Origin of the sequence: Streptomyces sp. NPDC052301, assembly GCF_044593395.1 — a bacterium.
In the GTDB taxonomy this organism is placed as follows: domain Bacteria; phylum Actinomycetota; class Actinomycetes; order Streptomycetales; family Streptomycetaceae; genus Streptomyces.
The window spans coordinates 281,985-305,616 of sequence record NZ_JBIUBE010000002.1; the positions used below are offsets into that span (position 1 = coordinate 281,985).

The 23,632-nt window shown below is 72.8% G+C and carries 22 protein-coding genes; 9 read left to right on the plus strand and 13 right to left on the minus strand.

Annotation, left to right across the window (positions count from 1 at the left end):
* Positions 1 to 10 precede the first annotated feature (10 nt).
* From ACIHEJ_RS04965 to ACIHEJ_RS04975, 3 genes are all read right to left on the minus strand, one after another.
* Entirely contained in the window at positions 11 to 655 is a 645-nt protein-coding gene (locus ACIHEJ_RS04965) for a class I SAM-dependent methyltransferase (RefSeq protein ID WP_400132223.1), read from the minus strand.
* Positions 656 to 889: 234 nt separating this feature from the next.
* A complete protein-coding gene (locus ACIHEJ_RS04970; protein WP_400132224.1) occupies positions 890 to 1,351 on the minus strand; it encodes an iron chaperone in 462 nt (153 codons plus the stop codon).
* A gap of 165 nt (positions 1,352 to 1,516) precedes the next feature.
* Positions 1,517 to 1,972 carry a carboxymuconolactone decarboxylase family protein gene (locus ACIHEJ_RS04975; protein ID WP_400132225.1) on the minus strand — a complete coding sequence of 152 codons (456 nt, stop codon included), beginning with the start codon at positions 1,970 to 1,972 and terminating at the stop codon, positions 1,517 to 1,519.
* Between the two features lie 209 nt (positions 1,973 to 2,181).
* Here ACIHEJ_RS04975 and ACIHEJ_RS04980 point away from each other — a divergent pair, with 209 nt between their 5' ends.
* Positions 2,182 to 4,632, plus strand: a complete 2,451-nt coding sequence (locus tag ACIHEJ_RS04980; protein WP_400132226.1) for an ATP-binding protein — start codon at positions 2,182 to 2,184, stop codon at positions 4,630 to 4,632.
* A 63-nt stretch (positions 4,633 to 4,695) separates the two neighbouring features.
* On the opposite strand, the gene ACIHEJ_RS04985 is transcribed toward ACIHEJ_RS04980, so the two are convergent.
* The gene (locus ACIHEJ_RS04985; protein ID WP_400132227.1) at positions 4,696 to 5,361 is read right to left on the minus strand and encodes a DUF4097 family beta strand repeat-containing protein; all 666 of its coding nucleotides are present in this window, start codon (positions 5,359 to 5,361) and stop codon (positions 4,696 to 4,698) included.
* 237 nt (positions 5,362 to 5,598) lie between these two features.
* Between ACIHEJ_RS04985 and ACIHEJ_RS04990 the strand changes: the two genes are divergently transcribed.
* A complete protein-coding gene (locus ACIHEJ_RS04990) occupies positions 5,599 to 6,345 on the plus strand; it encodes a helix-turn-helix domain-containing protein (protein WP_400132228.1) in 747 nt (248 codons plus the stop codon).
* Between the two features lie 7 nt (positions 6,346 to 6,352).
* On the opposite strand, the gene ACIHEJ_RS04995 is transcribed toward ACIHEJ_RS04990, so the two are convergent.
* Positions 6,353 to 8,470 (minus strand): SpoIIE family protein phosphatase, encoded by a 2,118-nt coding sequence (locus ACIHEJ_RS04995; RefSeq protein WP_400132229.1) that lies wholly within the window; start codon positions 8,468 to 8,470, stop codon positions 6,353 to 6,355.
* A gap of 165 nt (positions 8,471 to 8,635) precedes the next feature.
* Here ACIHEJ_RS04995 and ACIHEJ_RS05000 point away from each other — a divergent pair, with 165 nt between their 5' ends.
* Entirely contained in the window at positions 8,636 to 9,523 is an 888-nt protein-coding gene (locus ACIHEJ_RS05000; protein ID WP_400132230.1) for an SDR family NAD(P)-dependent oxidoreductase, read from the plus strand.
* 139 nt (positions 9,524 to 9,662) lie between these two features.
* Positions 9,663 to 9,878: a DUF4177 domain-containing protein gene (locus ACIHEJ_RS05005; protein ID WP_400132231.1), complete on the plus strand. Its 216-nt coding sequence runs from the start codon at positions 9,663 to 9,665 to the stop codon at positions 9,876 to 9,878.
* Between the two features lie 11 nt (positions 9,879 to 9,889).
* On the opposite strand, the gene ACIHEJ_RS05010 is transcribed toward ACIHEJ_RS05005, so the two are convergent.
* From ACIHEJ_RS05010 to ACIHEJ_RS05045, 8 genes are read right to left on the minus strand one after another with little or no spacing between them, the layout of a single operon-like run.
* Positions 9,890 to 10,504 carry a TetR/AcrR family transcriptional regulator gene (locus tag ACIHEJ_RS05010; protein ID WP_400132232.1) on the minus strand — a complete coding sequence of 205 codons (615 nt, stop codon included), beginning with the start codon at positions 10,502 to 10,504 and terminating at the stop codon, positions 9,890 to 9,892.
* A gap of 58 nt (positions 10,505 to 10,562) precedes the next feature.
* A complete protein-coding gene (locus ACIHEJ_RS05015; protein ID WP_400132233.1) occupies positions 10,563 to 11,429 on the minus strand; it encodes a 3-hydroxybutyryl-CoA dehydrogenase in 867 nt (288 codons plus the stop codon).
* A 36-nt stretch (positions 11,430 to 11,465) separates the two neighbouring features.
* Entirely contained in the window at positions 11,466 to 12,638 is a 1,173-nt protein-coding gene (locus ACIHEJ_RS05020; RefSeq protein WP_400132234.1) for an acyl-CoA dehydrogenase family protein, read from the minus strand.
* Between the two features lie 35 nt (positions 12,639 to 12,673).
* Complete coding sequence (locus ACIHEJ_RS05025; RefSeq protein WP_400132235.1) at positions 12,674 to 13,846, minus strand: acyl-CoA dehydrogenase family protein; 1,173 nt, start codon at positions 13,844 to 13,846, stop codon at positions 12,674 to 12,676.
* 35 nt (positions 13,847 to 13,881) lie between these two features.
* Complete coding sequence (locus ACIHEJ_RS05030; protein ID WP_400132236.1) at positions 13,882 to 15,948, minus strand: acetate--CoA ligase family protein; 2,067 nt, start codon at positions 15,946 to 15,948, stop codon at positions 13,882 to 13,884.
* A 1-nt stretch (position 15,949) separates the two neighbouring features.
* Entirely contained in the window at positions 15,950 to 16,141 is a 192-nt protein-coding gene (locus ACIHEJ_RS05035) for a ferredoxin (protein WP_400132237.1), read from the minus strand.
* 46 nt (positions 16,142 to 16,187) lie between these two features.
* A complete protein-coding gene (locus ACIHEJ_RS05040; protein ID WP_400132238.1) occupies positions 16,188 to 17,444 on the minus strand; it encodes an NADH-ubiquinone oxidoreductase-F iron-sulfur binding region domain-containing protein in 1,257 nt (418 codons plus the stop codon).
* Complete coding sequence (locus ACIHEJ_RS05045) at positions 17,441 to 17,887, minus strand: hypothetical protein (RefSeq protein ID WP_400132239.1); 447 nt, start codon at positions 17,885 to 17,887, stop codon at positions 17,441 to 17,443. Before ACIHEJ_RS05045 ends, ACIHEJ_RS05040 begins: the two co-directional genes overlap by 4 nt.
* Positions 17,888 to 18,287: 400 nt before the next feature.
* Between ACIHEJ_RS05045 and ACIHEJ_RS05050 the strand changes: the two genes are divergently transcribed.
* From ACIHEJ_RS05050 to ACIHEJ_RS05070, 5 genes are all read left to right on the plus strand, one after another.
* Positions 18,288 to 19,463, plus strand: coding sequence for an aromatic ring-hydroxylating dioxygenase subunit alpha (locus tag ACIHEJ_RS05050; RefSeq protein ID WP_400132240.1), 1,176 nt, complete (start codon positions 18,288 to 18,290; stop codon positions 19,461 to 19,463).
* Between the two features lie 173 nt (positions 19,464 to 19,636).
* A complete protein-coding gene (locus ACIHEJ_RS05055) occupies positions 19,637 to 20,761 on the plus strand; it encodes a spermidine/putrescine ABC transporter substrate-binding protein (protein WP_400132241.1) in 1,125 nt (374 codons plus the stop codon).
* Position 20,762: 1 nt separating this feature from the next.
* Positions 20,763 to 21,656 carry an ABC transporter permease gene (locus ACIHEJ_RS05060; RefSeq protein ID WP_400132242.1) on the plus strand — a complete coding sequence of 298 codons (894 nt, stop codon included), beginning with the start codon at positions 20,763 to 20,765 and terminating at the stop codon, positions 21,654 to 21,656.
* Positions 21,653 to 22,540, plus strand: a complete 888-nt coding sequence (locus tag ACIHEJ_RS05065) for an ABC transporter permease (RefSeq protein ID WP_400132243.1) — start codon at positions 21,653 to 21,655, stop codon at positions 22,538 to 22,540. Before ACIHEJ_RS05060 ends, ACIHEJ_RS05065 begins: the two co-directional genes overlap by 4 nt.
* A 5-nt stretch (positions 22,541 to 22,545) precedes the next feature.
* The gene (locus ACIHEJ_RS05070; RefSeq protein WP_400132244.1) at positions 22,546 to 23,625 is read left to right on the plus strand and encodes an ABC transporter ATP-binding protein; all 1,080 of its coding nucleotides are present in this window, start codon (positions 22,546 to 22,548) and stop codon (positions 23,623 to 23,625) included.
* Positions 23,626 to 23,632: the final 7 nt, after the last annotated feature.

Consider the following 23,632-nt stretch of genomic DNA (forward strand, 5'->3'; position numbering starts at 1 on the left):
CCTGCCGGCGTCACGGCCGTACGGCGGTGCCGATGATGTGCAGGGTGTTCGGCACGTACGGCGAGAAGGAGTAGCCGAACCGCTCGATGTCGGTGACGGTGAACCCGGCGGCCCGGATGGCGGCCTCGGTGTCACGGTTGGGGTGGCAGCCGCCGCCGGCCCGGCTCCACAGCGGGGTGAGCGCGTCCTCCAGCCGGCCGGCCCAGCGGTGCGGCGAGCGCACATGCTCGTAGAACCGCAGCTGACCGCCGGGCCGCAGCACGCGGCGTATTTCGGCCAGGGCTCCGGGCAGGTCGTCGACCGAGCACAGCACGAGTGAGGCGACTACGGCGTCGTACGCGCCGTCCTCCCCGGGCAGCCGGGCCGCTTCTCCGACGACGAGGGTCACGGGGACCGGCGTCGAGGCCGCGGCCTGCTCGGCGACCGCGCGCAGGGTGTCGTCGGGTTCGAGGGCGACCAGCTCGGTCACCGCGGCCGGGTAGTGCCGGAAGTTACGGCCCTGCCCGGCGCCCACTTCCAGCACCCGCCCGCGCAGTCCGGCGAGCAGGCGGTACCGGTGCCCGACGCCGCCGCGGCGGTCGGACTGGGCGGCCATCTTCAGGTACTGGCGCGAGAAGTGCGGGTGCTGCAGTTCCTTGCGGCCGGTGAGGGGCATCTCGGCCTCCTTCGGGTACGAGCGGGCTGCGCCCGGCCCGGGCGGCAGCTGGTTCCATGCTCCACCCGAACACCTCACCGCGCCGCCGCGTACCGCGTCGGTCCCGGCGCGGGCCGCCGGCTGCCCGCCGGGCGGTACCCGCCGCACGGCAGCCGCCCGGCGGTCCGTGCGGACGGCCGGGCGGGACGGGACGCGTCAGGCAGCCCCGCGTCGTGGTGTGTGGCTCCGCGGCCTTCAGTTCACCGCCTTCTTGACCAGCTCGGCGATGCGGGCCTCGTCGGCGGCGGTCAGCTTCGTCAGGGCGTAGGAAGCCGGCCACACGTTGCCGTCGTCGAGGTTCGCCTTGTCGCTGAAGCCGAACGTCGCGTACCGGGACTTGAACTTCTCCGCGCTCTGGAAGAAGCAGACCACCTTGCCGTCCTGGGCGTACGCGGGCATGCCGTACCAGAGCTTCGGGGCGAGCTCCGGCGCGGCGTCCTTGACGACGGCGTGGATACGCTCGGCCATGGCACGGTCCGAGTCCTGCATCTCGGCGATCTTCGCGACCACGGCGGCCTCGTCCTCCGCCGCCTTGGCGGCCTTGGAGCTGCCGCGGCGCGCGGTCGACTTCAGCTCCTTGGCGCGCTCCTTCATCGCGGCGCGCTCTTCGTCGGTGAACGCCTCGGACGACGTGTCGGTCACGCTCTTGTCGGACATCAGTGGGGGTTCCTTCCCGGTAGCCGGTGCGGCAGGTACATCTTCGTGGTGGAGGGTCGCCGCGGGGGCGGCTTCGTCGAAGCTCGGCAGTGACGGGGTCGGGCCCCGCACGACTCGATCAGTATCGGATCCGGCTCGAGAACGGCTCGAGCTCGGCGGCGGGGCTCACCCCCAGGCGCCGGCGATCTGCCGGGTCGTGCCGTTGAGCCGGTTGAACAGGTTGGTGACGCCGATCATCAGGACGATCGCGGCCAGTTGCTTCTCGTCGAAGTAGGTGGCGGCGGCGTCCCAGATCTCGTCGCTCACCGCGTCGGGACGGTCGGCCATCCGGGTGGACGCCTCGGCCAGGGCGAGGGCCGCGCGCTCCTCGTCGGTGAAGTACGGGGCCTCGCGCCAGGCGGCGACCGCGGCCAGCCGCTCGTCGTTCACGCCGGCCTTGCGGGCCGCCTTGGCGCCGCCGTCGACACAGGCGCTGCAGCCGTTGATCTGGCTGACCCGCAGATGCACCAGTTCCAGCGTCTGCCCTTCCACGCCACCGGTGTGCACGGTCTTGAGGATCTCCTGGATGGGCTGCATCGCGCCGGACAGCACGACGGCGGGGTTCTGCATGCGGGACTGCACGGGATTCGCTCCTCTTTCCGGGTCGGCGCCCCGCTGTCGTCGGGGCATGACTCGATGACACCGGACCGACTTGCCATGAACCATGGCGATGGGACACCGTGGGACAGCTGAAACGCCTTTGACCAGCGGCGACTTGGCCCAGGAGAGTTCTTCCCGGGCGGGACGGCCGGCCGGGGACGTCGCGGAGCGGGACAGGAGAGCGGGGAACGGTGGACGTACAGGACCGGACGGCGAAGGCCGGACCGCAGGAGGAGCTGGCCGCCCGGCTGCGTCTGCTGCAGGAACTCTCCGGGCTCGGCGTGCGGGCCCTGGCGCGGGACGCCGGGCTCAGCTCCTCGTCGCTGTCCCGCTACCTCAACGGACAGACCGTGCCGCCCTGGCCGGCGGTGGTCGCACTGTGCCGGCTCGTCAAGCGCGACCCCCGTCCGCTGCGTCCGCTGTGGGAGCGGGCGTCGAACCCGTTGCCGGCACCTCCGAAGAGCAGCCGTCAGGTACGCCCGCTGCCCCGCAACGACCTGCCGCGCGACGTGCCCGACTTCACGGGGCGCGAGGAGCAGCTGGCCGCCGTGTTCGCCGCGCTCGACAGCCATCGGGCGGTGTCCGTCGACGGCATGGCGGGCGTCGGCAAGAGCTGTCTGGCGGTGCACGCCGCGCACCGGCTCGCCGCCGGCTTCCCGGACGCCCAGCTCTACGTGGACCTGCACGGCTTCACCGAGGGCCGGCCCCCGCTCGATCCCGACTCCGCGCTGCGGATGCTGCTGGCCGCGCTCGACGTCCCGTCCGAGCGGGTCCCGCAGGAGGGGCTCGAGCAGCTGGCCGCCTGCTGGCGGTCGGAACTGGCCCGCCGCCGGGTCGTCGTGGTCCTCGACAACGCCGCCGACGCCGACCAGGTGCGCCCGCTGCTGCCCGGGGCAGGCGCGTCCGTCGCCCTGATCACGAGCCGTAACCGGCTGCTCGGCCTGGACGAGGTGCCCCCGGTCTCGCTCGACGTGCTGAGCCCGCGGGAGAGCGCGGAGCTGCTGGCCCGTGCCAGCGGGGACCCCGGCGGCCCCGACGGCAGGCTGGGCCGTGACCCGGAGTCCGCCGCCGAGGTGCTGCGGCTGTGCGGCCATCTGCCGCTGGCCCTGCGGCTGGCCGCGGCCCGGCTGCGGCACCGGCCGGGCTGGACCGTGGGCATCCTGGTCGAGCGGATGGCGCAGGGGGCCGGCGAGTTCGACACCGCGTTCGCCATGTCGGTCCGGCAGCTGAACCGGTCCCAGGCCCGCCTGTTCCGGATGCTGGGCCTGCTGCCCGGGGCGTCCTTCGACGAGTACGTGGTGGCGGCGCTGGCGGACGTGCCGTTGTCCACGGCCCGGGCGATGCTGGAGGACCTGGTCGACGCCCACCTCGTCCAGCAGCCGACGGCGGGCCACTACCGGCTGCACGACCTGGTGCACCAGCACGCCCGGCGGGCCGCGGAGGAGCAGGATTCGGCCGCCGAGCGGGAGCGGGCGCTGGGCCGCGTGCTCGACTACTACGTGCACGCGGCGGCCGCCGCCGACGCCGCGATGCCGTTCCTGTCGTCCGGCCGGGCGGTCTCCGCGGGCCGGCGCCCGGCCGAACTGCCGCAGTTCGAGGACAAGAACGCGGCCTTCGCCTGGCTCGTCACCGAGTACGGCAACCTGCTGGCCGCCTTCGAGACGGCCGCCGCCGTCGGCGCCGACCTGCACGTGTGCGAGCTGCCCCGTTTTCTGCGGGCGTACTTCGCGCGGCGCTGCGGCACGACGCATCTCAACGTCCTCTTCGAGCGGTCGCTCGCCGCCGCCGAACGCCTGGGCGATCCGCTCCGACTGGCCGAGGCGCACAGCGATCTGGGCTTCGCGCGCTACAACGCGGGCCGGATGGCGGAGGCCGCCGCCGCGTACGAGGCGGCCGGACTCCGGGTGTCCCAGGCGGGCGACGCCCGGGCGGAGGCCGAACTGGCCATGCGCCGCGGCTGTCTGAGCTGGGACGAGGGGCATGTCGAGGAGCCGCTCGCACTGTTCCGGCTGGCGGGCACGTTGTACGAGCGGGCGGGCTGTCCGACGGGCGTGGCCGACGCCGCCGCGTCGGAGGCCTGGACGATGCTCCAGCTGGGCCACCGTGAAGAGGCGGCGCAGCGGGCGCGGGAGGTGCTGGACGTCCCGCACTCCGATCCCGCGTGGCCGCCCGCGCTGACGGCCCGGATCACGCTCGGCGTGGCCATCGCCCCGGAGGAACCCGGGGAGGCCGTGGAGCACCTGCACCGGGCGCTGGCGCTGGCCCGGGAGGACGGGCACCTGCACAACCAGGCGTGGTGCCTGAACTGTCTGGGGGTCGCGCTGCGGCAGACGGGCCGGTACGAGGAGGCGCTGGCCGCCCACCGGGAGGCGTTCGCGCTGCTCGACGAGTTGTTCGAGGAACACTGGAAGATCCATTTCCTCAACGGCTATGCGGAGACCTGTCGGCTCGCCGGCCTGCCCGAGGAGGCGCTGCGGCTGCACCGGCAGGCGCTGGAGCTGGCCCCGAGGCTGGGCAACCGGTACGAGGAGGCGCGGGCCCACGACGGCATCGCGGTCGTCCTGGACGCGACGGACCCGGCCGCGGCGGCCGGACACCGCACGGCCGGGCAGGCCGTCCTGAAGGAGCTGCACTCCCCCTGAGTCCTCGACTGCCGGCCCGCGAGGGACCGGCCCACCGCAGACGCCCGGTCCTCCACGCGCCCTTCAGAGGCTGCGGGCGGTGATGTCGCCGTGGGAGGTGGTGGCGCGGATGTCGAGTCCGGTGGTGCCGTCGTTCTTGAGGGCGTTGCTGATGCGGCCGTAGGCGGTGTCGGCGTCCAGGGCGGCGGAGACGCCGACGGCGGCGCCGACCGTGATGTCGCCGGACTGGGTGCGGAGCACGACCGTGCCGCGCACGGCCTCGGCGATCCGGATGTCGCCCCGTGTGGTGCTGATCTCCGCCGGGCCGCCCAGCCGGCCGACCTCGACGTCGCCGTCGAGCGCGGTGAGGCGCAGGCTCGCGGCCTCGTCGACCTTGATCCGGCGGTACGCGCCTTCGAAGGCGACGTCACCGAGGCGGCCGACGCCACGCAGCTCACAGCCGGCGGTCCTGGCCTCGACGCGGGAGCCGGCGGGCAGCTTGACGGTGATCTCCAGGGAGCCGGAGGGGCCGAGGAGCCGGTTCCTGGGCTCGGCGGTGCGGATCTGCAGGACGCCGTCGGCACAGCTGACGGTGGTCTGCTCGGCTGTCTGGACGTCGCGCCTCTTGGCGGCGTCGGCGGGCAGGACCTCGACGGTGGTGTCGGAGCGGTCGGCGGCGATGAGCTGGATGCGTCCGGCGGGGATGTCCAGGACGGCGGAGATCGTGGCGGGCGTGTCGAACTTCTGCATCGTGCTCTCCCTTGCTTGCACCTTTTTCCTGTCACCGGAAACGCTACGTTGCTTTCCACTGCATGGCAACACGCTCGTTGCAGAGAATGGGCATTATTCCAGCTCAGAACCGTTGAAGTGTTGCAACAGCAATACAAGTAACGCAACGACGCCAAGGTCGCTCGTTGCAATGGTTCCGAAGTGAACGCTATAGTGGCGGGGCAGGACCCACCACGAGGGATCACCGAGGAGACCGCGATGCCGGGAGGCAGGCTCACCCAGCAGGAACGCCAGCAGATCGCGCTGGGACTGGCCGACGGCCTCGCCTACGCCGAGATCGCCCGCCGCCTCGACCGTCCGACCTCGACGGTCACACGCGAGGTGATGCGCAACGGCGGCCCCACCGCCTACCGGGCCGACCTGGCCCACCGCGCCACCGAACGCCGCGCTCACCGACGCAGGCCCGCCTCCGCCCGCGGGCCGGAGTCGGTCCCGCAGTCCCACGGACGCGACGCCGAGGTCGTGACCGAGTACCAGGAGAGGCTGACCACCGTCTTCATGACGTCGGGTCTGCCCAAGATGACGGCCCGGGTGCTGGCCTGCCTCTACGTCACCGACTCGGGCAGCCTCACCGCCTCCGAACTCGCCCAGCGCCTCCAGGTCAGCCCCGCGTCCGTCTCCAAAGCGATCACGTTCCTCGCGAACATGGACCTCGTCCGCCGGGAACGCGACGAACGCCGTCGCGAGCGCTACATCGTCGACGACGACCTCTGGTACCAGTCGATGCTCCGCAGCGCCCGGTCCAACGACGAGCTGGTGGAGACCGCCCGGCAGGGCGTCGCCGTCCTCGGCCCCGACACCCCCGCGGCCACCCGCCTCGAGAACGTCGCCCGCTTCCTCGACTTCGTCTCCGAGAGCCTCGTCCGCGCCGCGGAGCAGGCCCGCGAGATCCTCTACACCAGACCCGGGACGGCCTCGGGCGACGAGACCCGCCCCGGGTCGTGATCGTCCCTCACCCGTGCGCCGTGTGGTGGAGGACGAGGAGCGCGATGTCGTCGGTGCGCTGGGCGCTGGGTCCCCCCGTGCGTACGAGTGCGTCGATGAGCAGGTCCAGGTCCCGGTCGTCGGCCCAGGCGAGGCGGTGGGCGAGGTCGGCGATGGAGTCGTCCAGGTCGACCCCCGGTGTCTCGACGAGACCGTCGGTGTAGAAGGCCAGCAGGAGGCCGGGGGTGAGCGTCAGCTCGGTCACGGGGAAGACGGCGCCGGGGTCGATGCCCAGGGGCGGTCCGGGCAGCACGTCGACGGGCCGGGTCTCCCGGTCGGGCAGCCGTACGAGCGGTGGCGGATGACCGGCGTCGGCCATCGTCACCCGGCGGCCGACGAGGTCGATGCAGGCATAGAGGCAACTGGTGAACAGGTCCGGCTCCAGATCGGTGAGCAGCCGGTTGGTCCGGGAGAGCACCTGGCCCGGGTCGATGCCGAGGGCCGAGTGGGCGTGGACGGCGGTGCGCACCTGCCCCATGAGGGCGGCGGCGGCCGCGTCATGCCCCTGGACGTCGCCGATGACGGCGGCGACGGCGGTGTCGCCGAGCGGGATGAGGTCGTAGAAGTCGCCGCCGATGTCCATGCCCCGGGTGGCGGGCAGATAGCGGGCGGCGACCCCGAGCCCGGGGACCGTGGGCAGGGTGCGCGGCAGCAGCGCCTGCTGGAGGCTGTGGGCGAGGTCGTGCTTGGCGTCGTAGAGGCGGGCGCGGTCCAGGGCCTGGGCGATGAGGCCGGCGAGTGACGTCATGACGGCGCGTTCCTCGGCCGGGAACGGGTGCGGCCGGTCGTAGGACAGGATGCAGCAGCCGACGGGCCGGCCGGAGACGATCAGCGGCAGGAAGGCCCAGGCCTGTTTGCCGCTGACCGTCAGGGCCTCGGGGTAGACGCGCCGCATCTCCTCCCGGTCGTCGAAGAACGCGGGGATGCCGGTGGCGAGGGTCTGCCCGGCCGGCGTGAAGGCGGTGTGGAGCGACAGACCGTCGAGACGCTCGATGGTCCGCGGGTCGTAGCCGCGGTGTCCGGTGATCCGCAGCCGCCCGGCCTCGGCGGTGGACAGGACCAGGGAGTCGGCGCCGAAGGCGGGCATGATCTGGTCGGCCACCAGGTCGATGACGTCCTGGACGCCGACGACCTCGGTCAGCGCCGCGGCCAGGTGCATCAGCTGGTGCAGCCGGCCCGCGCGGGGCGGCGCCGGGTCGCCCGGGACCCGTGGCACCAGGGCGGGCGGGGCCTTCATCTCGCTGGGAACGACGCGGACGCTGATGCCGCTGGCGTCCGGGTAGAGATGGAAGTCCAGCCAGCGGTCGGGCGGGCGGCACGCCGTGAAGACGACCGGCTCGCGGCTGATCACCGCGGCGCGGTAGCGGTCCTCGTAGACGGGGTCGTCGAGCCAGCGCAGGGACTGCCAGGGCCGGGTGCCGAGGAGCTCACCGGCCTCGCGGTCCAGCAACTCGCAGGCGCCCGAGCTGAGATAGGTGAAACGTCCCTCCAGGTCCAGGGCGCAGCTGCCGCCGGGCAGCCGTTCGACGAAGTCGGCGGCCGCCAACGCCGGGGTGGCGGAGCGGCGGCCCACTCCGGTCGCGAGGACGTGCGGGGGGTCACCCGGGGCCGGGAAGCTTCCGCGCTCGACGGCTTCCTCGAGCATCCGGGCCAGGCGTCCGCAGCTGGCGGTGATGTGTCCGCGCTCCCGCTGCGTCATGTACGGCGGACGGGTGGCCGGCCACATCAGCAGCAGGGAGCCCCAGCTGCGGACGCCGGTGACCGGTGCGGTGGCCAGCGCCAGCGGATACGGCAGCGCCAGCGCGGTGCGCGGATAGGAGCGCGCCATCTCCTCCTGGCTGCCCACCCACACCATGCGGTCCTCACGCACCGCATCGGCCACCGGCGCCGGGGCGGTCACCGGGATCGTCGTCCACGGCTCCGCGAAGTCCGACGGGGCCCCGTAGAGCAGGTGCAGGAACAACCGCTGCTCGTCCGGTGCGAGGAGGTACAGGGCGCCGATGGTGGCGCCCGTCCGGCGCACCGTCTCCGCGAACTCGGCATCCAGCGGGTCCGTGCCCCTCACCCCCTCGCCCTCACCGGTCACGAGGCACCTCCAGCCCGGCACCAGGCCCCACGACGGACGCTACGCCCCCGCGCAGCGGTCGGCACGTCCGCTGCTCCACCGGTGGTCCACCCATGACGTTCACGCATACGAGCTGTGCCGAACTTTCGTTGGACTCATGGAGGCGGGGTTCCTAGCGTGGAACGCATGAACGCTTCCCGCATCGCCCTCGTCACGGGCGCCAACCAAGGACTCGGCCGTGCTCTGGTCGAGGGGCTGGCCGCCCGTATGGACCCGGAGGACCTGGTCCTGCTCACCGGCCGCAACCCTGAGCGCGTCACGGACGCCGCCCGCGAGGCGGGCCTGCTGCCCGGCACCCGCGCCCGCGTCGCGGGACGGGTCCTGGACGTCACGGACACCGACGCCATGGCCCGCCTCGCCGACGAACTCCGGGCACGGTACGGCGGTGTCGACATCGTCGTCTCCAACGCGGTCGCCCGACTGCTGCCCGAGGAGTCCCAGGCCGAGCGGGCGGACGAGTTCATCGACGTCTCCAACAGCGCCACGCACGCGGTCCTGCGCTCCTTCGGGCCCGTCCTGCGCCCGGGCGGCCGGCTGCTCGTCGTGGCCAGCAGCCTGGGAACGCTCGGTCACCTCGCCCCGCGGCTGCACCACCTGTTCGACGGCGCGAGCCTCGACCAGGTCGAGTACGCCGTCGAGTCCTGGCGCAGCGCCGTCCACGACAAGACCGCGCAGGAGGCGGGCTGGCCGGTCTGGTTGAACGTGCCCTCGAAGGTGGCCCAGGTCGCCGCCGTCCGCGCGGTCGCCGCCGAACGCCGGGCCCACGACCTCGCCACCGGCACCCTGATCGCGGCGGTGTGCCCCGGCATGGTCGACACCGCCACGTCGCGCCCCTGGTTCAGCGACCACGGCGCGGCCCGGTCGCCGGCCCGGGCCGCCGAAGCCGTCCTCGACCTGATCCTCGCCGAGCACGTCGATCCCGCCCTCTACGGCGAGCTGGTCCGTTTCGGCAAGGCGCTGCCCTGGCACGACGGCACTCCGCTGGTGGAGCAGGACCGGATGCTCACGCCCTGAAACGCCGTCCCGCACGCTTTCGCACAGGGCGAGGAGGTGCCGTCGTCGTGGCCGGCCTCCTCATGAGTGCCCCGGTGATGGTTAGCTTGCCCCGGCCGTCACCCGGCCACCGGCCCGGCGAGCAGGAGGACTTCGCAGCATGAGCAGCGCCTACACGTACGAGTACAAGGTCGTCACCTTCCGGGAGTCGCTGATCGGCGACGCCCTGGACAGCGACAAGCTGGAGAAGGTGCTGAACAAGCACGCCGAGGACGGCTGGGCCCTGAAGGCCCTCACCTCCGCCGACGTCAAGGGCCGCATAGGCCCGGGTGCGGTCGAGGGCCTGCTGCTGACCTTCGAGCGTCCCCGCCGGTAACTCCCGCGGAGTCAACCGCCCTCGGGCACGGTGTCCGGCAGGCCCAGCGGGCCGGCCACATGGCGCCAGACGGCCGCGAGGGCGGTCTCCAGGGTGACCGCCGGATCGCGCAGCATGAGGCGGATGCCGTAGCCGTCGCTGAGGGAGAGGACGAGGGTGCAGAGCTCGTCCACGTCGGTCGGCGTGAACTCGCCGGACTCGATGCCCCGGCGCACGGCGCCCGCCACCCAGGCGTGCAGTTGCGCGTACAGGTCCACGGCATAGGTCCGGGTGGCCTCGTCGCGCAGCGCCCGGACCCACAGCTCCTGCCACAGCCGCCAGTCCTGGTGCAGTTCCGGGTCGGTCGGCAGCAGGTTGCGCACGATGCGGGCCAGGATGACCGCGGCCGGGGCCGTCTCCGCGTCGCGTTCCACGTCGACGGCGGTGTTGGCGAAGGAGTGGGTCATCGCCTCGGTGAACAGCTTCTCGCGCGTGTCGAAGTGGTAGTGCAGCAGCGCCGTCGACACCCCGGCCCGCTCGGCGACCATGCGCATCCGGATCTTCTCGAAACCGATCTCGGCGATGGCCTCGCACGCCGCGGTCAGGATGCGCTCGCGCGTGTCTGCCGTGCGCACCTTGGTGGACACCCTGCGGCTCCCCTCGTTCGGTGGTCGTACGCCGTGACCATCTTCCCTCACCTGTGACTCACTGTTCGGCGTAGGCGTGGAAGCCCCTTCCCGACTTCCGCCCCAGCAGTCCCGCCTCCACCATCCGGGACAGCAGCGGGGGCGGTGCGTACTGCGGCTCGCGGAACTCGGCGTACAGGGACTCGGCGATGGCGCGGGTGGTGTCCAGACCGATGAGGTCCGTCAGGGCCAGCGGGCCGAGCGGGTGCGCGCAGCCGAGGACCATGCCGCGGTCGATGTCCTCGACGCTCGCGCTGCCGGACTCCACCATGCGGACGGCGGCCAGCAGATAGGGGACGAGCAGCGCGTTGACGACGAACCCGGCCTGGTCCCGGGTCCGGACCACCTCCTTGCCCAGGGCGCCGGTCACGAAGGCCTCGGCCCGTGCCGCGGTGGCGGGCGAGGTGAGCAGCGACGGGACGAGTTCGACGAGCCTGAGGCGCGGCACCGGGTTGAAGAAGTGCACGCCGACGACGCGCTCGGGGCGGGCGGTCGCGGCGGCGAGCCGGATGACCGGGATGGAGGAGGTGTTCGTCGCGAGGACGGTGTGGTCGCCGCCGACCACGGAGTCGAGGCGGGTGAACACGTCGAGTTTGAGCCGCTCGTCCTCCGCCACGGCCTCCACCACCAGGTCCCGGTCGTGCAGCGCTTCGATCTGGTCGGCCACGGTGATCAGGGCGGCTGCGGCCTCGCGCTGGTCTTCGCCGATCCTGTCGTGGGCGGCGGCCCGGTCGAGTGAGCGGGTGAGGCGCAGGCGGCCCGCGCGGGCCGCCTGCGCGTCGCGCTCCACCACGGTCACCGGCAGGCCGGCCCGCGCACAGACCTCGGCGATGCCCGCACCCATCAGGCCGCAGCCGACGACTCCGACGCGTTCGATGTCGGTCATCCGAGCTTCCCTTCGATCTGTGTGTGAGCGGTGGTGTCAGGCGGTGGGCAGGTCCAGGACGCCCGAGCCGCGCTTGATCAGCTCGTTGGCGATGATGAGGCGCTGGATCTCGGAGGTGCCCTCCCAGATCCGGTCGACGCGCAGCTCCCGGTAGAGCCGCTCGACGGCGTACGAGCGGTCGTAGCCGCGCCCGCCGTGGATCTGCAGGCACCGGTCGATCACCCGGCCCGAGGCCTCGCTCGCGGCGAGCTTGGCGATGGACGCCTTGGCGTGCAGCGTCTTACGGTCCTCGGCGGAGGCCTGGTCGGCCTCCCAGGCGACCTGGTGGGTGTAGGCGCGGTTGACGGCGATGTCGACGGCGCAGTCCGCGAGCATGCCCTGGATCAGCTGGTACGAGGCGATCGGCGCCCCGAACTGCTCCCGCTCCACCGCCCAGTCACGGGCCAGCTCCAGGGCGCGTTCGGCGGCGCCGGTGGTGCGGGCCGCGATCATCAGCCGCTCCTCGGTGAACCAGGAGCGGGTGATGTCGTAGCCCTCGCCGATGCCGCCGAGCACGGCGTCCTCGCCGACCTGGACGTCGGTGAAGGTGAACTCCGGGTGCTCGTAGACGAAGGTGTGCATGAAGCGCGGCACGCGCGTCATCTCGATGCCGGGGGTGTCCTTGTCGACGAGGAACAGCGTGGGTGCCCGCTCGGGGCCCGCCGCCGCGAGCACGATCATGAAGTCGGCGTGGTCGCCGACCGTCACGAACCACTTCTCGCCGTTCAGCACCCAGCCCCGGTCGTTCTTCGTCGCCGTGGTGGCGATGTTCTGCGGGTCCGAGCCGGCGCCGCGCTCGGTGACGGCGTAGCAGTCGCGCCGCTCGCCCTTGATCACCGGGACGAGGAAGCGCTCGCGCTGCTCCGGGGTGCAGAAGCGGAGGGCGTTGGCGGGCCGCCACACCATGTCCCACAGGGCGCCGGTGAGCCGGCCCAGCTCCTCCTGGACGGTGACCTGCTCGGCGACGGTGAGTCCGGCGCCGCCCCACTCGGCCGGCATGTTGACGGCCTGGAGACCGGAGTCGAGCACCGCGTCACGGATCTTGGCGTGGACGTCGGCGGGCAGGCCGTTGTCCTCCTCGCAGCGGGTCTCGTAGGCGGCGATGAAGTCGGTGAGGGCGCGGGCGTCGGCCTTGAGCTGTGCCTGGCGCGGGGTGATACGGAAGTCCATGGAAGTCCTCGCTTAGGGGTGGTGCGGGGGCGGTTTCAGTGGGTGGGCAGGGCCAGTGCGCGGGTGCCGCGCTTGATCAGCTCGTTGGCGATGATCAGGCGCTGGATCTCGGAGGTGCCCTCCCAGATCCGGTCGACGCGCAGCTCCCGGTACATGCGCTCGACGGGGTAGGTGCGGTCGTAGCCGCGTCCACCGAAGATCTGCAGGCAGCGGTCGGCGACCCGGCCGGCGGCCTCGCTGGCGGCGAGCTTGGCGGTGGAGGCCTTGGCGTGCAGCGTCTTGCGGTCGGTGCCCGGCTGGTCGGCCTCCCAGGCCACCTGGTGGGTGTAGGCGCGGTTGACGGCGATGTCGACGGCGCAGTCCGCGAGCATGCCCTGGATCAGCTGGTACGAGGCGATCGGCGCCCCGAACTGCTCCCGCTCCACCGCCCAGTCACGAGCCAGTCCCAGGGCGCGCTCGGCGGCGCCGACGGTGCGTGCGGCGATCATCAGGCGCTCGTCGGTGAACCACTCCTTGGTCAGCTCGTAGCCGTTTCCGACACCGCCGAGCACGTCCTCGTCGGCCACGAAGACGTCGGTGAAGGTGAATTCGGGGTGGCCGTTGACCGCGGAGTGCATGAAGTGCGGCACGCGCGTCATCTCCACGCCGGGCGCGGCCTTGTCGACGAAGAACAGGGTGGGCAGCCGGTCGGGTCCTGCGTCCGCCTGCACCAGCAGGAAGTCGGCGATGTCGCCGCAGGTGACGAACCACTTCTCCCCGTTGAGCAGCCAGCCGCCGTCGGTGCGGGTGGCCGTGGAGGTCCCGGCGGAGGGATCGGATCCCGCACCCGGCTCGGTGACGGCGAACGCGTCGAACTTCTCGGCGCGGATCACGGGCAGCAGGTACTTCTCGCGCTGCCGTTCGTCGCCGTACGCGAGGACGTTGGCGGGCCGCCAGGGGATGTCCCACAGGCAGTTGGTGACCTTGCCGAACTCCTCCTCGACGATGACCTGGTCGAGGAGGCAGAGGCCGGCTCCGCCCCACTCGGCGGGCATGTTGATGGCGTAGACGCCGGCGTCCATCGCGGCCCGGGTCAGTTCGGTGACGAGCTGCTGCGGCAGCGGGCCGCCGGCCTGCTCGGACTGGTCCTCGTACCGCATCAGCAGGCGCGCGTAGTCGGCGGCGCGGCGCTTGAGATCGGCCTGCTCGGGGGTGTAGCGCATGTCCATGGGGCCTCTTCGGGTTCGGTGCGCGAGGGGGTCGGTCAGGCGAGTACGGCGCGGGAGTCGAGGGCGAGGACTCCGTCCGGGCGGACGAGCAGCGGGTTGACCTCGATCTCGGCGATCTCGGGGTGGGCGGCGGCGAACGCCGTGATCGTCTCGACGGCCGCCGCGGCGGCGGACACGTCGACGGCCGGCCGGCCGCGCACCCCGTCGAGCAGGGCGGCGGTGCGCAGTCCGCGCAGCAGGCGCAGGGCGCGCTCGGCGGACACGGGGGCCAGGGCGAAGGCGACGTCGCGCAGGGCCTCGGCCAGCACCCCGCCCAGTCCCACCATGGCGACCGGGCCGAAGCGGGGGTCCTGGTGGACGCCGACGATCAGCTCGATGCCGTCGCTCAGGTCCGCCATGGCCTCCACGGAGTAGGAGGAGGCACCGAGCCGTGCGTGCATCTCGCGGAAGGCGGCGCGCAGTTCACCGGGTCCGGCCAGGCCGAGCGCCACACCGCCCGCGTCGGACTTGTGCAGCAGGTGGAGCGCCTTGAGGACGTACGGACCGCCGAACTCCTCGGTCACCGCGAGCAGTTCCGCCTCGCCGTGGATCTCACGGGCGGCGGGGAAGGCGAGTCCGGCCGCTTCGAGGGCCCGGCGCGTCGGGAGATAGCCGGCCTCGCGCAGCGGGGCGTCCGGGTGGGGCAGGGGGGTGACGCCGGTGTGCACTGCGGCGGGAGAGGCGGCGGGGGCGGTGGCGGCGAGGGCGCGGGCGGCGTCCTCGGTGGCGCCGAACACCGGGATGCCGGCCGCGGCGAGGGTGCGGCAGCTGGGCGACCCGGGGTACATCGACTGCACCACGAGGGGTTTCGCGCCGGCTTGGTGCCGGGCGGCGATGAGGCGCGCGGCCTCCTGCTCCCCGTCCGCGAGCGCGGTGCCTCCTCCCCCGAGCCCGCCGTCGGCCGCCGCGTAGCCGCCGAAGTAGCCCGTCATCAGGACGGCGTCGACCTCCTCGGCCGCCAGCAGCGCGGAGACGGTGTCCGCGTACGAGCCCGGGTTCTGCTCGCCCATCCCGGCGAGGTCCACCGGGTTGGCCACGGCCGACTGTTCCCACAGCGCACGGCGGAGGTGGTCCTGGGTGGGCCGGCGCAGTTCGGGCACGGTCAGGCCGGCCGCCTCGACGGCGTCGGCGGCGACGACCCCGTGGCCGCCGCCGTCCGTGAGCACGGCGACCCGGCGGCCGGCGGCGCGCCGCGCGCCCTGCGACGCGGCCAGGACGACGGTGAGTTCGCGGGGGGTGGCGACCAGTTCCACCCCGGCGTCCCGGCACGCCGCGGTCACCACGTCGGCCGAGGTGGTCAGGGCCCCGGTGTGCGACTGGGCGCTGCGGGCGGAGGCGTCGCCGCGTCCGCCGGTGAGCAGCACCACGGGTTTGCCGGCGTCGGCGGCCGCTTCGGCGAAGGCGCGTCCGTCGGCGAAGTCCTCCGCGTAGACCGCGATGGCCCGGGTGCCCTCGTGCCGGGCGCAGTCGGCGAGCAGGTCGACGAGGGTGACGTCGGCCTGGTTGCCGAGGGAGACGAAGCGGGAGAAGCCGAGGCCGTGCGGCCGGAAGCGGAGCTGGAGTTCGAGGGCGAGGTTGCCGCTCTGGCTGAGGAGGGCGACACCGCCGGGGTCGAAGGTGTCGGAGGCCAGGAAGAGGTCGGTGGTGTTGTCGGCGATGCCGAGGCAGTTGGGCCCGACCATCACGGCGCCGGCGGCGCGTACGCGTTCGGCGACGGCGCGCTGGCGGGCGCGCCCGGCGTCGCCGGTCTCGGCGAAGCCGGCAGTGATCGCGACGATCGCCCGGGCTCCGCAGTGCAGGGCCTCCTCCACGGCGTCCTCGAAGCCGGCGGCGGGCACGGAGATCACCGCGAGGTCGACGGGTTCGCCGATCGCACTCAGGCCCGCTGCGGCGGTGTGCCCGAGCACCGTGCCTCCGCGGCGGTTGACCAGGTGGACGGGGCGGCGGCCGTTCGCCCGCAGGGCCTGGGCGGCGATGGCGTGGCCGTACTTGGCGGGGTCGTCGCTGGCTCCGACGACGGCGACGGAGACGGGGTCGAACAGGGCGGACAGGTCGCGTCCCATGTCACTTCACCAACCTCAGGGCGGAGTTGGGGCAGGCGGCGACGGCGGCCTCGGCGGCGGCTTCGGCGCCGGACGGCACGTCGGCCGTGCGCACCTGGGCGTAGCCCCACTCGTCGAGGTCGACCAGTTCGGGCGCCGGTTCCTGGCAGAGGCCGTAGCCCTGGCAGCGGGTGGAGTCCAGCAGGAGTTTCACAGTGCGGTCCTTTCGGTGCTCGGGGTTCGTCGTGGGCGGGGCGGGGTCAGGGCACCGGCACCGTGAAGCGGCGCCCGTCCTCGGGTGCCGCTTGCGCGCACGCCGGGCAGGCGGCGCCGCGGTGGGCGTCGATCCGGTCGGGGAAGTGGGCGAGCAGGGTGGCGACGACGCGGGCGGCGGCGTCGAGCAGTCCGCAGGCCCCGCGGCCGGGCAGCTGCCTCGACCAGCGGCGCAGCTGGTCGGTGGTGTCGTGGGCCGCCCCGCCGCGTGCGGCGGCGGTGAGGGTCCGGGCCAGCGCGCCGGTGCCGGAGACGCACACCCCGCACTGCCGGGCGCTCTGCGCCGCCAGGTAGGCGACCGCCTCGGTGGCCAGGGCGACCGGGCAGTCCCGCGGGTGCAGGAAGTGCAGGGCTCCGCAGCCGAGTGCGCCGCCGGCCGCGTTCAGCCGGTCGTGGTCCAGCGGAAGGTCCGTCCAGCCCGGGCCGTGCAGACCGCCGAACAGTCCGCCCAGCAGGACCGCCGCGGCCCCGCCGTGTCCGCCGAGGTCGGCGAGGACCTCCAGGCGGGTGCCGGCGGGCACCTCGGCCAGCACGGCCACGGAGCCGACCGGCCCGGAGACGGTCACCAGATGGGCACCGGCGACGGCGGCCGCGGCGTCCGGGCACATGTGCATCACCGCGACACGCGCCAGTGTCTCCACGTTGGCGACCAGGGTGGGCGCGCCGCCGACCCCGGCCTCGAAGGGGCGTGGGGGCTTGGCCGTGGGCAGGGCCGGACCGCCGTCGACGCGCCGTACGACCGCGGTCTCCTCCCCCGCCACGTAGGTGTGCTCGGTGCGGACGACCTCGACGGGCAGGTCGGCGGGGCGCTCGGCGAGGGCCCGCCGGACGGCCTGCTCGGCGGGGACGTCGGAGAGGTAGACGAATCCGCGTGCGGCACCGGTCATGGCGGCGGCCAGCCGCAGTCCGTCCAGGACCACGTGCGGCCGGTGCCGCAGCAGCCACCGGTCCTTGACGGAGCCCGGCTCGCCCTCCTCGCCGTTGGCGACGACGACGGGCCGGCCGGGTGCGTCGCGGACGGCCCGCAGCTTCACGGCGGCGGGGAAGCCGGCGCCGCCCCGGCCGCGCAGTCCGACGGCGGCGATCCGGTCGAGCAGCCGGTGGCGCGGGCTCAGTGGTGCGTAGCCGCCGGTCGCGAGGTAGCGGGCGAGGTCCTCGGCGCCGCGGTGCGGCTCGGCACCGAACACCGGCGACACGAGCAGACCGTGCCGGCCTTCGGGGAGGAGGGAGAAGACGCCGGTCATACGGTGCTCCTGAACGCGGAGTGGCCTGAGTGGCCGGAGTGGCCGGAGGGGGCGGCGTGCCGGCGGTCCCGCAGCCGCGCCAGCGCCCGTTCCAGGTCGTGGCGCTGCGGGGCGGTGCGGGCGTAGGCGGCGCCGGGCAGGCCGATCAGCATGCGGTGGTGGTCGAGGACGACCTCGCCGGCGAGCAGTGCCGACTCGGGGTCGGCCGTCGGGCAGGTCGCCGCGGCCTCGACGACCAGGTCGGTGACTTCGCGGAGGTAGCGCAGCCAGCCGCGCTGGGTGCCGCGCAGCACCAGCCGCTCGACGCGCCGCCGCTCGGCGGTGACCAGGGCCGCAGGGGGCCGGCCGGCCGCGGGGGCCCGCAGGGCGGCCACCGCGGCGGGCAGCTCCTGTTCGGGCTCCGGCGTGAGGCCGAGCCATACCAGACTTCGGCGAGCGCTCATGCGTGCCTCCGGGGTCGCGCCGTTCCCGGGCGACCGGGAACGGGGTGGCGCGGCGATGGCGGGGGTGGAAGGCGCTCCGGCGCCCGGACGGCAGGACGGGGCGGGGGAGCGGGTGCGCGGTGCAGGCCTCGGGGCCGTGCAGGGGACACGAGGTGTCCGGACCAGTGCGAGGGGGCGCGGCCGGGACGCAGGCCCTGGCCGTCAGCCTGCAACGACACTAACTAACTAATTAGTCAGGCCACAAGTCTTGACTTGCCCGCCCGGCGGTTCCACTCTGACTAACCAATTAGTCAGTCGGAAAGCGGCGGACCCGGCGCGGTGGCGCGCCGCCGACCCCGCCGGCCCTTCCTGGTACAGCCTCACCGCCCATCGCCGCCGCCGCGGCGCGGAGGAGGACCCCATGAACCCCTCGACCACACGGCAGGCCGCCGTCTCCCCTGCCCCACCGGGGCCGCCCCCCGGGCATCCCGGGGAAGCACTGCCCGCCCGCTACTACACGGATCCGGCCGTCGCCGAGGCCGAGACCGCCCGTGTCTTCGCCAAGTCCTGGCAGCTCGTCTGCCACGAGTCCGACCTGCCCGGCCCGGGCGCCCGGCTGACCGCGACCGCGGCCGGCCGGGAGGTGCTGGTCGTGCGCACCGAGGACGGCGGTCTCGCCGCCCACCTCAACGTCTGCCGGCACCGCGGCACCCGCCTGGTGACGGAACCGGAGCCCTCCGGCAAGGCGATCCGCTGCCCGTACCACGGCTGGACCTACAAGCTGGACGGACGGCTGGTCGGCGCCCCCGAGGCTCGCCGGATCCCCTGCCTGGACAAGCCCGGGCTGGGGCTGCACCCGGTCAACGTGGAGTCGTTCCTGGGCTTCGTCTTCGTCAACCTCGACATGGAGGCGACGCCCCTCGCCGAATCCTGCAAGGGGCTCGCCGAGGCCGTCGGCCGCTACGCCGGGGCGGACCTCGTACCCGTCGGCAGGCACCGCATCCACGATCTCGCCGGCGGCGAGGAACAGAACGCCAACTGGAAGGTGATCGTCGACAACTACCTGGAGGGCTACCACGTCCCCGTGGCCCACCCCGCGCTCATGCGGCTGCTGGACTACCAGGCGTACACCGTCGACGTGCAGGAGAACTACGTCCTGTTCGAGTCACCCCTGCGCGACAAGCCCTCCTCCAACTGGACCGAGCGTCTCTACCAGCGGCTCGCGACCCCCATGCCGGGACTCGGCGAGGCCGACCGGCGCGTATGGCGGTACGCCGTGATCTATCCGAACACGCTCATCGACTTCTACCCTGACCACGTGCTCGCGTGGACCGCCCTGCCCACCGCCCAGGGCCGGGCGGCGATCCCCGGCGCCTTCTACACCAAGCACGGGGAGAGCGTCCGCACCCGGCTGGCCCGCCGGCTGAACATCCACATCGGCTGGGTCACCAACGACGAGGACGCCGAACTGGTGGAGCGCGTCCAGGCCGGCCTGAGCACGCCCGGTTTCGAGCCGGGTCCGCTGTCGCAGCGCGAGGCCGCCGTCGGCTGGTTCGCCCGCCGGGTCCGGGACGACCTGGAGGGGGCGACGCAGTGACGTCCTGCCGCGCGCCGTACACCGCATGCCTCCGGACGGGCTTACCCCTCTCCCGCTGACGCACGCTCGCACCCTCCCCAGACCGGTCACTCCCACGGAGTCAGGGCCTCCGTGAGCCGCACCGCCGGTCCAGCCCTGGAGTCGTGCCGTTCCTCGACGAAAGAGGACGTTCCGTGTCCCCCGAGGTACTCCCACCGACCCGACGCGCCGTGCTGCGGGCAGGCACCTGCGGCCTGTTCGGCGCCGCGGTCGGCGGCTGCGGGTTCATGCCCGCCAAAACGCCCGACGCGCAGGCGCTCGCGCCCGTGAAGGCACGCGTCGACGGCGATCTCGTCTACTTCAACTGGGCCGACTACGTCGACCCGTCCGTGCTCGAGGGCTTCGAGAAGGAGTACGGCGTCAAGGTCGTCCAGTCGAACTTCGACTCGATGGAGGGCATGGTCGCCAAGCTCAACGCCGGCAACCGCTACGACGTCGTCTTCCCCTCCGCCAAATGGGCCCAGCGCCTCGTCCGCGCCGGCCGGCTGCGCCGTATCGACCACGCGCAGCTCCCCCACGCCCACGCCGTGTTCGGCGCCTACGACTACTTCGCCGACCCCTGGTACGACCCCGGCTCCGCACACACCGTCCCCTTCACCGCGTACAAGACCGGCATCGGCTGGCGGCGCGACAGGATCGGCGAGCTGACCGGGTCCTGGCGGGACCTGTGGAGCGACGAGGTCAGGGGGAAGGTCTTCCTGCTGGACGACCGCGACGAGGTCCTCGGCATGGGCGCCCTCGCCCTCGGCGTGGACGTCAGCACCGGCGACCGCCACGACCTCGACCGCATCACCTCGCTCCTGGGCACCCTGCGGCCCCGGCTGCGCGGCTTCTCCAGCGACAGCTACAACAACCTCCTCAACGGCAACGCCCTCATGACACAGGCCTGGAGCGGCGACATGGCCGCCATGCTCAGCCAGGCCAAGGACCCCTCCGTGTTCGGCTTCGAGGCCCCCGAGGAGGGCACGCCGATCAACTCCGACTGCTACGCCATCCCCTGGAACGCCCCCCACCCCGGCACCGCGATGCTGTTCATCGACTACATGCTGAGGCCGGAGAACGCGAAGAAGAACATCGAGTACATCGGCTACCCGATGCCGGTGGCCGGCACCGAGAAGACCTACGCCGAGCTGGTCAAGCCCTTCCCCCAGTGCCTCGTCACCCAGGACGACCTCAAGGCGGACCTGTTCTTCCGCAACGGCAGCCGCGCGGCGGAGGACGCCCGCGACACCGCCTGGACCCACGTGAAGGCGGGCTGACATGGCACTGCTCCGCCCCTCCTCGCGCACCCGCCGGCGCGGCCCCGACGGCGACCGAATGTGGACCTGGTTCATGCTGCCCGGCACCCTGTGGATGACCGGGTTCCTGATCGCCTCCCTGGTCCTGGTCGCCGTCCTCGCCGTCGGCACCACCGACGAACTGGGCAACCCGCGCTTCGGCTTCGACCTGTCCGGCGTGCGCGCCCTCGCCGACCCCGCCTACACCGAGGTCATGCTCCGCTCCCTCGGCTACGCGGTGCTGACCTGCGTGATCTGCCTGCTGGTCGCCTACCCGGTGGCGTACACCATCGCGCTGCACGGCGGACGGTACAAGCACGCCCTGATCGCCGCGATCGTGGTGCCGTTCTTCGCCAACTACCTGGTCCGCATGTACGGCTGGTCGGTGGTCCTCTCCGACGACGGGCCCCTGCTGCGCGCCCTGCGCGCGGTGGGCCTCGCCGACGGCGACACGAAGATCCTCAACACCGGCGTCGGCGTGGTCGCGGGACTCGTCTACGGCTTCGTCGTCTTCATGATCATCCCGCTGTACGCGGCCCTGGAACGGCTGGACGTCTCCCTCATCGAGGCCGGCCGCGATCTGTACGGCGGCCCGGTCCGCACCTTCTTCTTCGTCACCCTGCCCGCCACCCGGCAGGGCGCGGCGGCCGGGCTCGTCCTGGTCTTCCTGCCCGCCATGGGCGACTTCGTCAGCGCACAGCTCATGGGAGGCCCGGACCAGATCATGATCGGAAACCTCATCCAGGACAAGTTCTTCCAGGGCCAGAACTGGCCGCTGGGCTCCGCGCTCACCATGCTGCTGATGCTGGTGCTGCTGATCGGGATGTTCGGCTACCTGCGGCGCACCCGCAAGGACGAGGCGGAGGCCCGCCGATGACCCTGCTGCGCCTGCCCTCCGCCACCGACCCGACCCGGCCGACGGGCCGCGTCCGCACCCGCGCGCGACGGGGGCGTGCCGACCGCGGGCCCCGCGTCCTCATCGCCGTCACCGCGGTCTTCTTCGCGCTGCTGTACCTGCCCATCGGCGTCGTCGCCCTGTTCTCCTTCAACTCCAAGAAGTCGCTGACCGTCTTCGGCGGGTTCAGTCTGCGCTGGTACCGCGCCTTCGTCCACGACGACGTGCTGCTCTCCTCCCTCGGCACCAGCCTGCGGATCTCCCTGGTGGCGATGGCCGGTTCGGTCGTCCTCGGGGTGGCGCTCGCGCTCGGCCTGGTCCGCTGCCGCACCCGGCTCGGCTCGCTGGCCGGCCTGATCATGCTGGTGCCGCTGATCACGCCGGAGATCGTCACCGGGGTCGCCTCGATGCTCCTGTTCAAGGGGCTGGGCGTGGCCCTGTCGACCGGCACGGTGATGCTCGCCGAGATCACCTTCTCCATCTCCTACGTCACCGTCATCCTGCGCTCCCGGGTCGCCGCGCTGAACCCGGAGGTGGAGGAGGCCGCCATGGACCTCGGCGCCACCCGTTGGCAGGCGGTCCGCCTGGTCACCCTGCCCGCCCTGCTGCCCGCGGTGCTCGCCTCCGCCGTCCTGATCTTCGCGCTCGTCTTCGACGACTTCGTCCTCGCCTACTTCACCACCGGCGTCGACCCGCAGCCGCTGTCGGTGCGGATCTACTCGGCGATCCGTTTCGGCGTGCAGCCCACCATCAACGCCGTCGGCACGCTCATGCTCGCGGGCTCCATCGTCCTGATCGCCGTGGCCCTGTTCATCCCGCGCCTCTTCGGCCGCCGCGGCGGCCTCGACATCCTCTCCGGGGAGTGACTCCTATGGACGCGACCGAAGCGACCCCGGCCGTCCGGCTCGACGGTGTCTCCAAGCAGTTCCAGGACTCCTACGCCGTCCACCGCCTCGACCTCGACATCGAGGCCGGCCACTTCTTCTCGATGCTGGGCCCCTCCGGCTGCGGCAAGACCACCACGCTGCGCATGATCGGCGGGTTCAGCGACCCGACCGAGGGCTCGGTGCTCCTTGCCGGCGAGAACGTGACCGCGCTGCCGCCGAACCGGCGCAACGTCAACACGGTCTTCCAGAGCTACGCGCTCTTCGACCACCTCAGCGTCGCCGACAACGTGGCCTTCGGCCTCAAGCGCAAGGGCGTCGGCAAGTCCGAGATGCGTCAGCGGGTCGGCGAGATGCTGGAACTGGTCCAGCTCGCAGGGCTGGCCGAGCGCAGGCCCCGCACCCTCTCGGGCGGCCAGCGGCAGCGCGTCGCGCTGGCCCGCGCCCTCGTCAACCGCCCGGCCGTGCTGCTCCTGGACGAGCCGCTGGCCGCCCTCGACCTGAAGCTGCGCCGGCAGATGCAGGTGGAGCTCAAGCAGATCCAGCGCGAGGTCGGCATCACCTTCGTCTTCGTCACCCACGACCAGGACGAGGCCCTCACCATGTCCGACCGGATCGCCGTGATGAACGAGGGCCGCATCGAGCAGTGCGGCACTCCCGAGGACGTGTACGAGCACCCCGCCAGCCGGTTCGTGGCCTCCTTCATGGGCACCTCCAACCTGATGACCGGCACCTACCGGGACGGTGCGGTCGCCCTCGACGCGGGCCCCGCCCTGCCGGTCGGCCATCGCGGCGGCATCACGGACGGCACCGCCGTCAGCGTCTCCGTGCGCCCCGAGAAGATCTGGCTGTCCGACTTCGAACCGGGCATGTCGAAGCTGTCCGGGGTGATCCGCGAGACCGTCTACAGCGGCCCGACGACCACCTACCTCATCGAACTCGCCCCCGGCGTCACGCTGTCCGTGCTGGAGCAGAACACGGCCCGCGCACGCATGGAGGACCGCTGGAGCGGCGGCGAGACGGTGGAGTTCGGCTGGCGGCCCGAACACTGCCTGGTCCTGGCCTGACCCGCCG

Bases quoted from the DNA above. Each gene is read 5' to 3' on its own strand.
- ACIHEJ_RS05065 (WP_400132243.1), top strand. From the start codon at position 21,653: ATGACCCTGCTGCGCCTGCCCTCCGCCACCGACCCGACCCGGCCGACG.
- ACIHEJ_RS04985 (WP_400132227.1), bottom strand. From the start codon at position 5,361: ATGCAGAAGTTCGACACGCCCGCCACGATCTCCGCCGTCCTGGACATC.
- ACIHEJ_RS05015 (WP_400132233.1), bottom strand. From the start codon at position 11,429: ATGACCGACATCGAACGCGTCGGAGTCGTCGGCTGCGGCCTGATGGGT.
- ACIHEJ_RS05060 (WP_400132242.1), top strand. From the start codon at position 20,763: ATGGCACTGCTCCGCCCCTCCTCGCGCACCCGCCGGCGCGGCCCCGAC.
- ACIHEJ_RS05020 (WP_400132234.1), bottom strand. From the start codon at position 12,638: ATGGACTTCCGTATCACCCCGCGCCAGGCACAGCTCAAGGCCGACGCC.
- ACIHEJ_RS05030 (WP_400132236.1), bottom strand. From the start codon at position 15,948: ATGGGACGCGACCTGTCCGCCCTGTTCGACCCCGTCTCCGTCGCCGTC.
- ACIHEJ_RS04990 (WP_400132228.1), top strand. From the start codon at position 5,599: ATGCCGGGAGGCAGGCTCACCCAGCAGGAACGCCAGCAGATCGCGCTG.
- ACIHEJ_RS05005 (WP_400132231.1), top strand. From the start codon at position 9,663: ATGAGCAGCGCCTACACGTACGAGTACAAGGTCGTCACCTTCCGGGAG.
- ACIHEJ_RS05040 (WP_400132238.1), bottom strand. From the start codon at position 17,444: ATGACCGGCGTCTTCTCCCTCCTCCCCGAAGGCCGGCACGGTCTGCTC.
- ACIHEJ_RS05045 (WP_400132239.1), bottom strand. From the start codon at position 17,887: ATGAGCGCTCGCCGAAGTCTGGTATGGCTCGGCCTCACGCCGGAGCCC.
- ACIHEJ_RS05025 (WP_400132235.1), bottom strand. From the start codon at position 13,846: ATGGACATGCGCTACACCCCCGAGCAGGCCGATCTCAAGCGCCGCGCC.
- ACIHEJ_RS04970 (WP_400132224.1), bottom strand. From the start codon at position 1,351: ATGTCCGACAAGAGCGTGACCGACACGTCGTCCGAGGCGTTCACCGAC.
- ACIHEJ_RS05000 (WP_400132230.1), top strand. From the start codon at position 8,636: ATGAACGCTTCCCGCATCGCCCTCGTCACGGGCGCCAACCAAGGACTC.
- ACIHEJ_RS04965 (WP_400132223.1), bottom strand. From the start codon at position 655: ATGCCCCTCACCGGCCGCAAGGAACTGCAGCACCCGCACTTCTCGCGC.
- ACIHEJ_RS05070 (WP_400132244.1), top strand. From the start codon at position 22,546: ATGGACGCGACCGAAGCGACCCCGGCCGTCCGGCTCGACGGTGTCTCC.
- ACIHEJ_RS05050 (WP_400132240.1), top strand. From the start codon at position 18,288: ATGAACCCCTCGACCACACGGCAGGCCGCCGTCTCCCCTGCCCCACCG.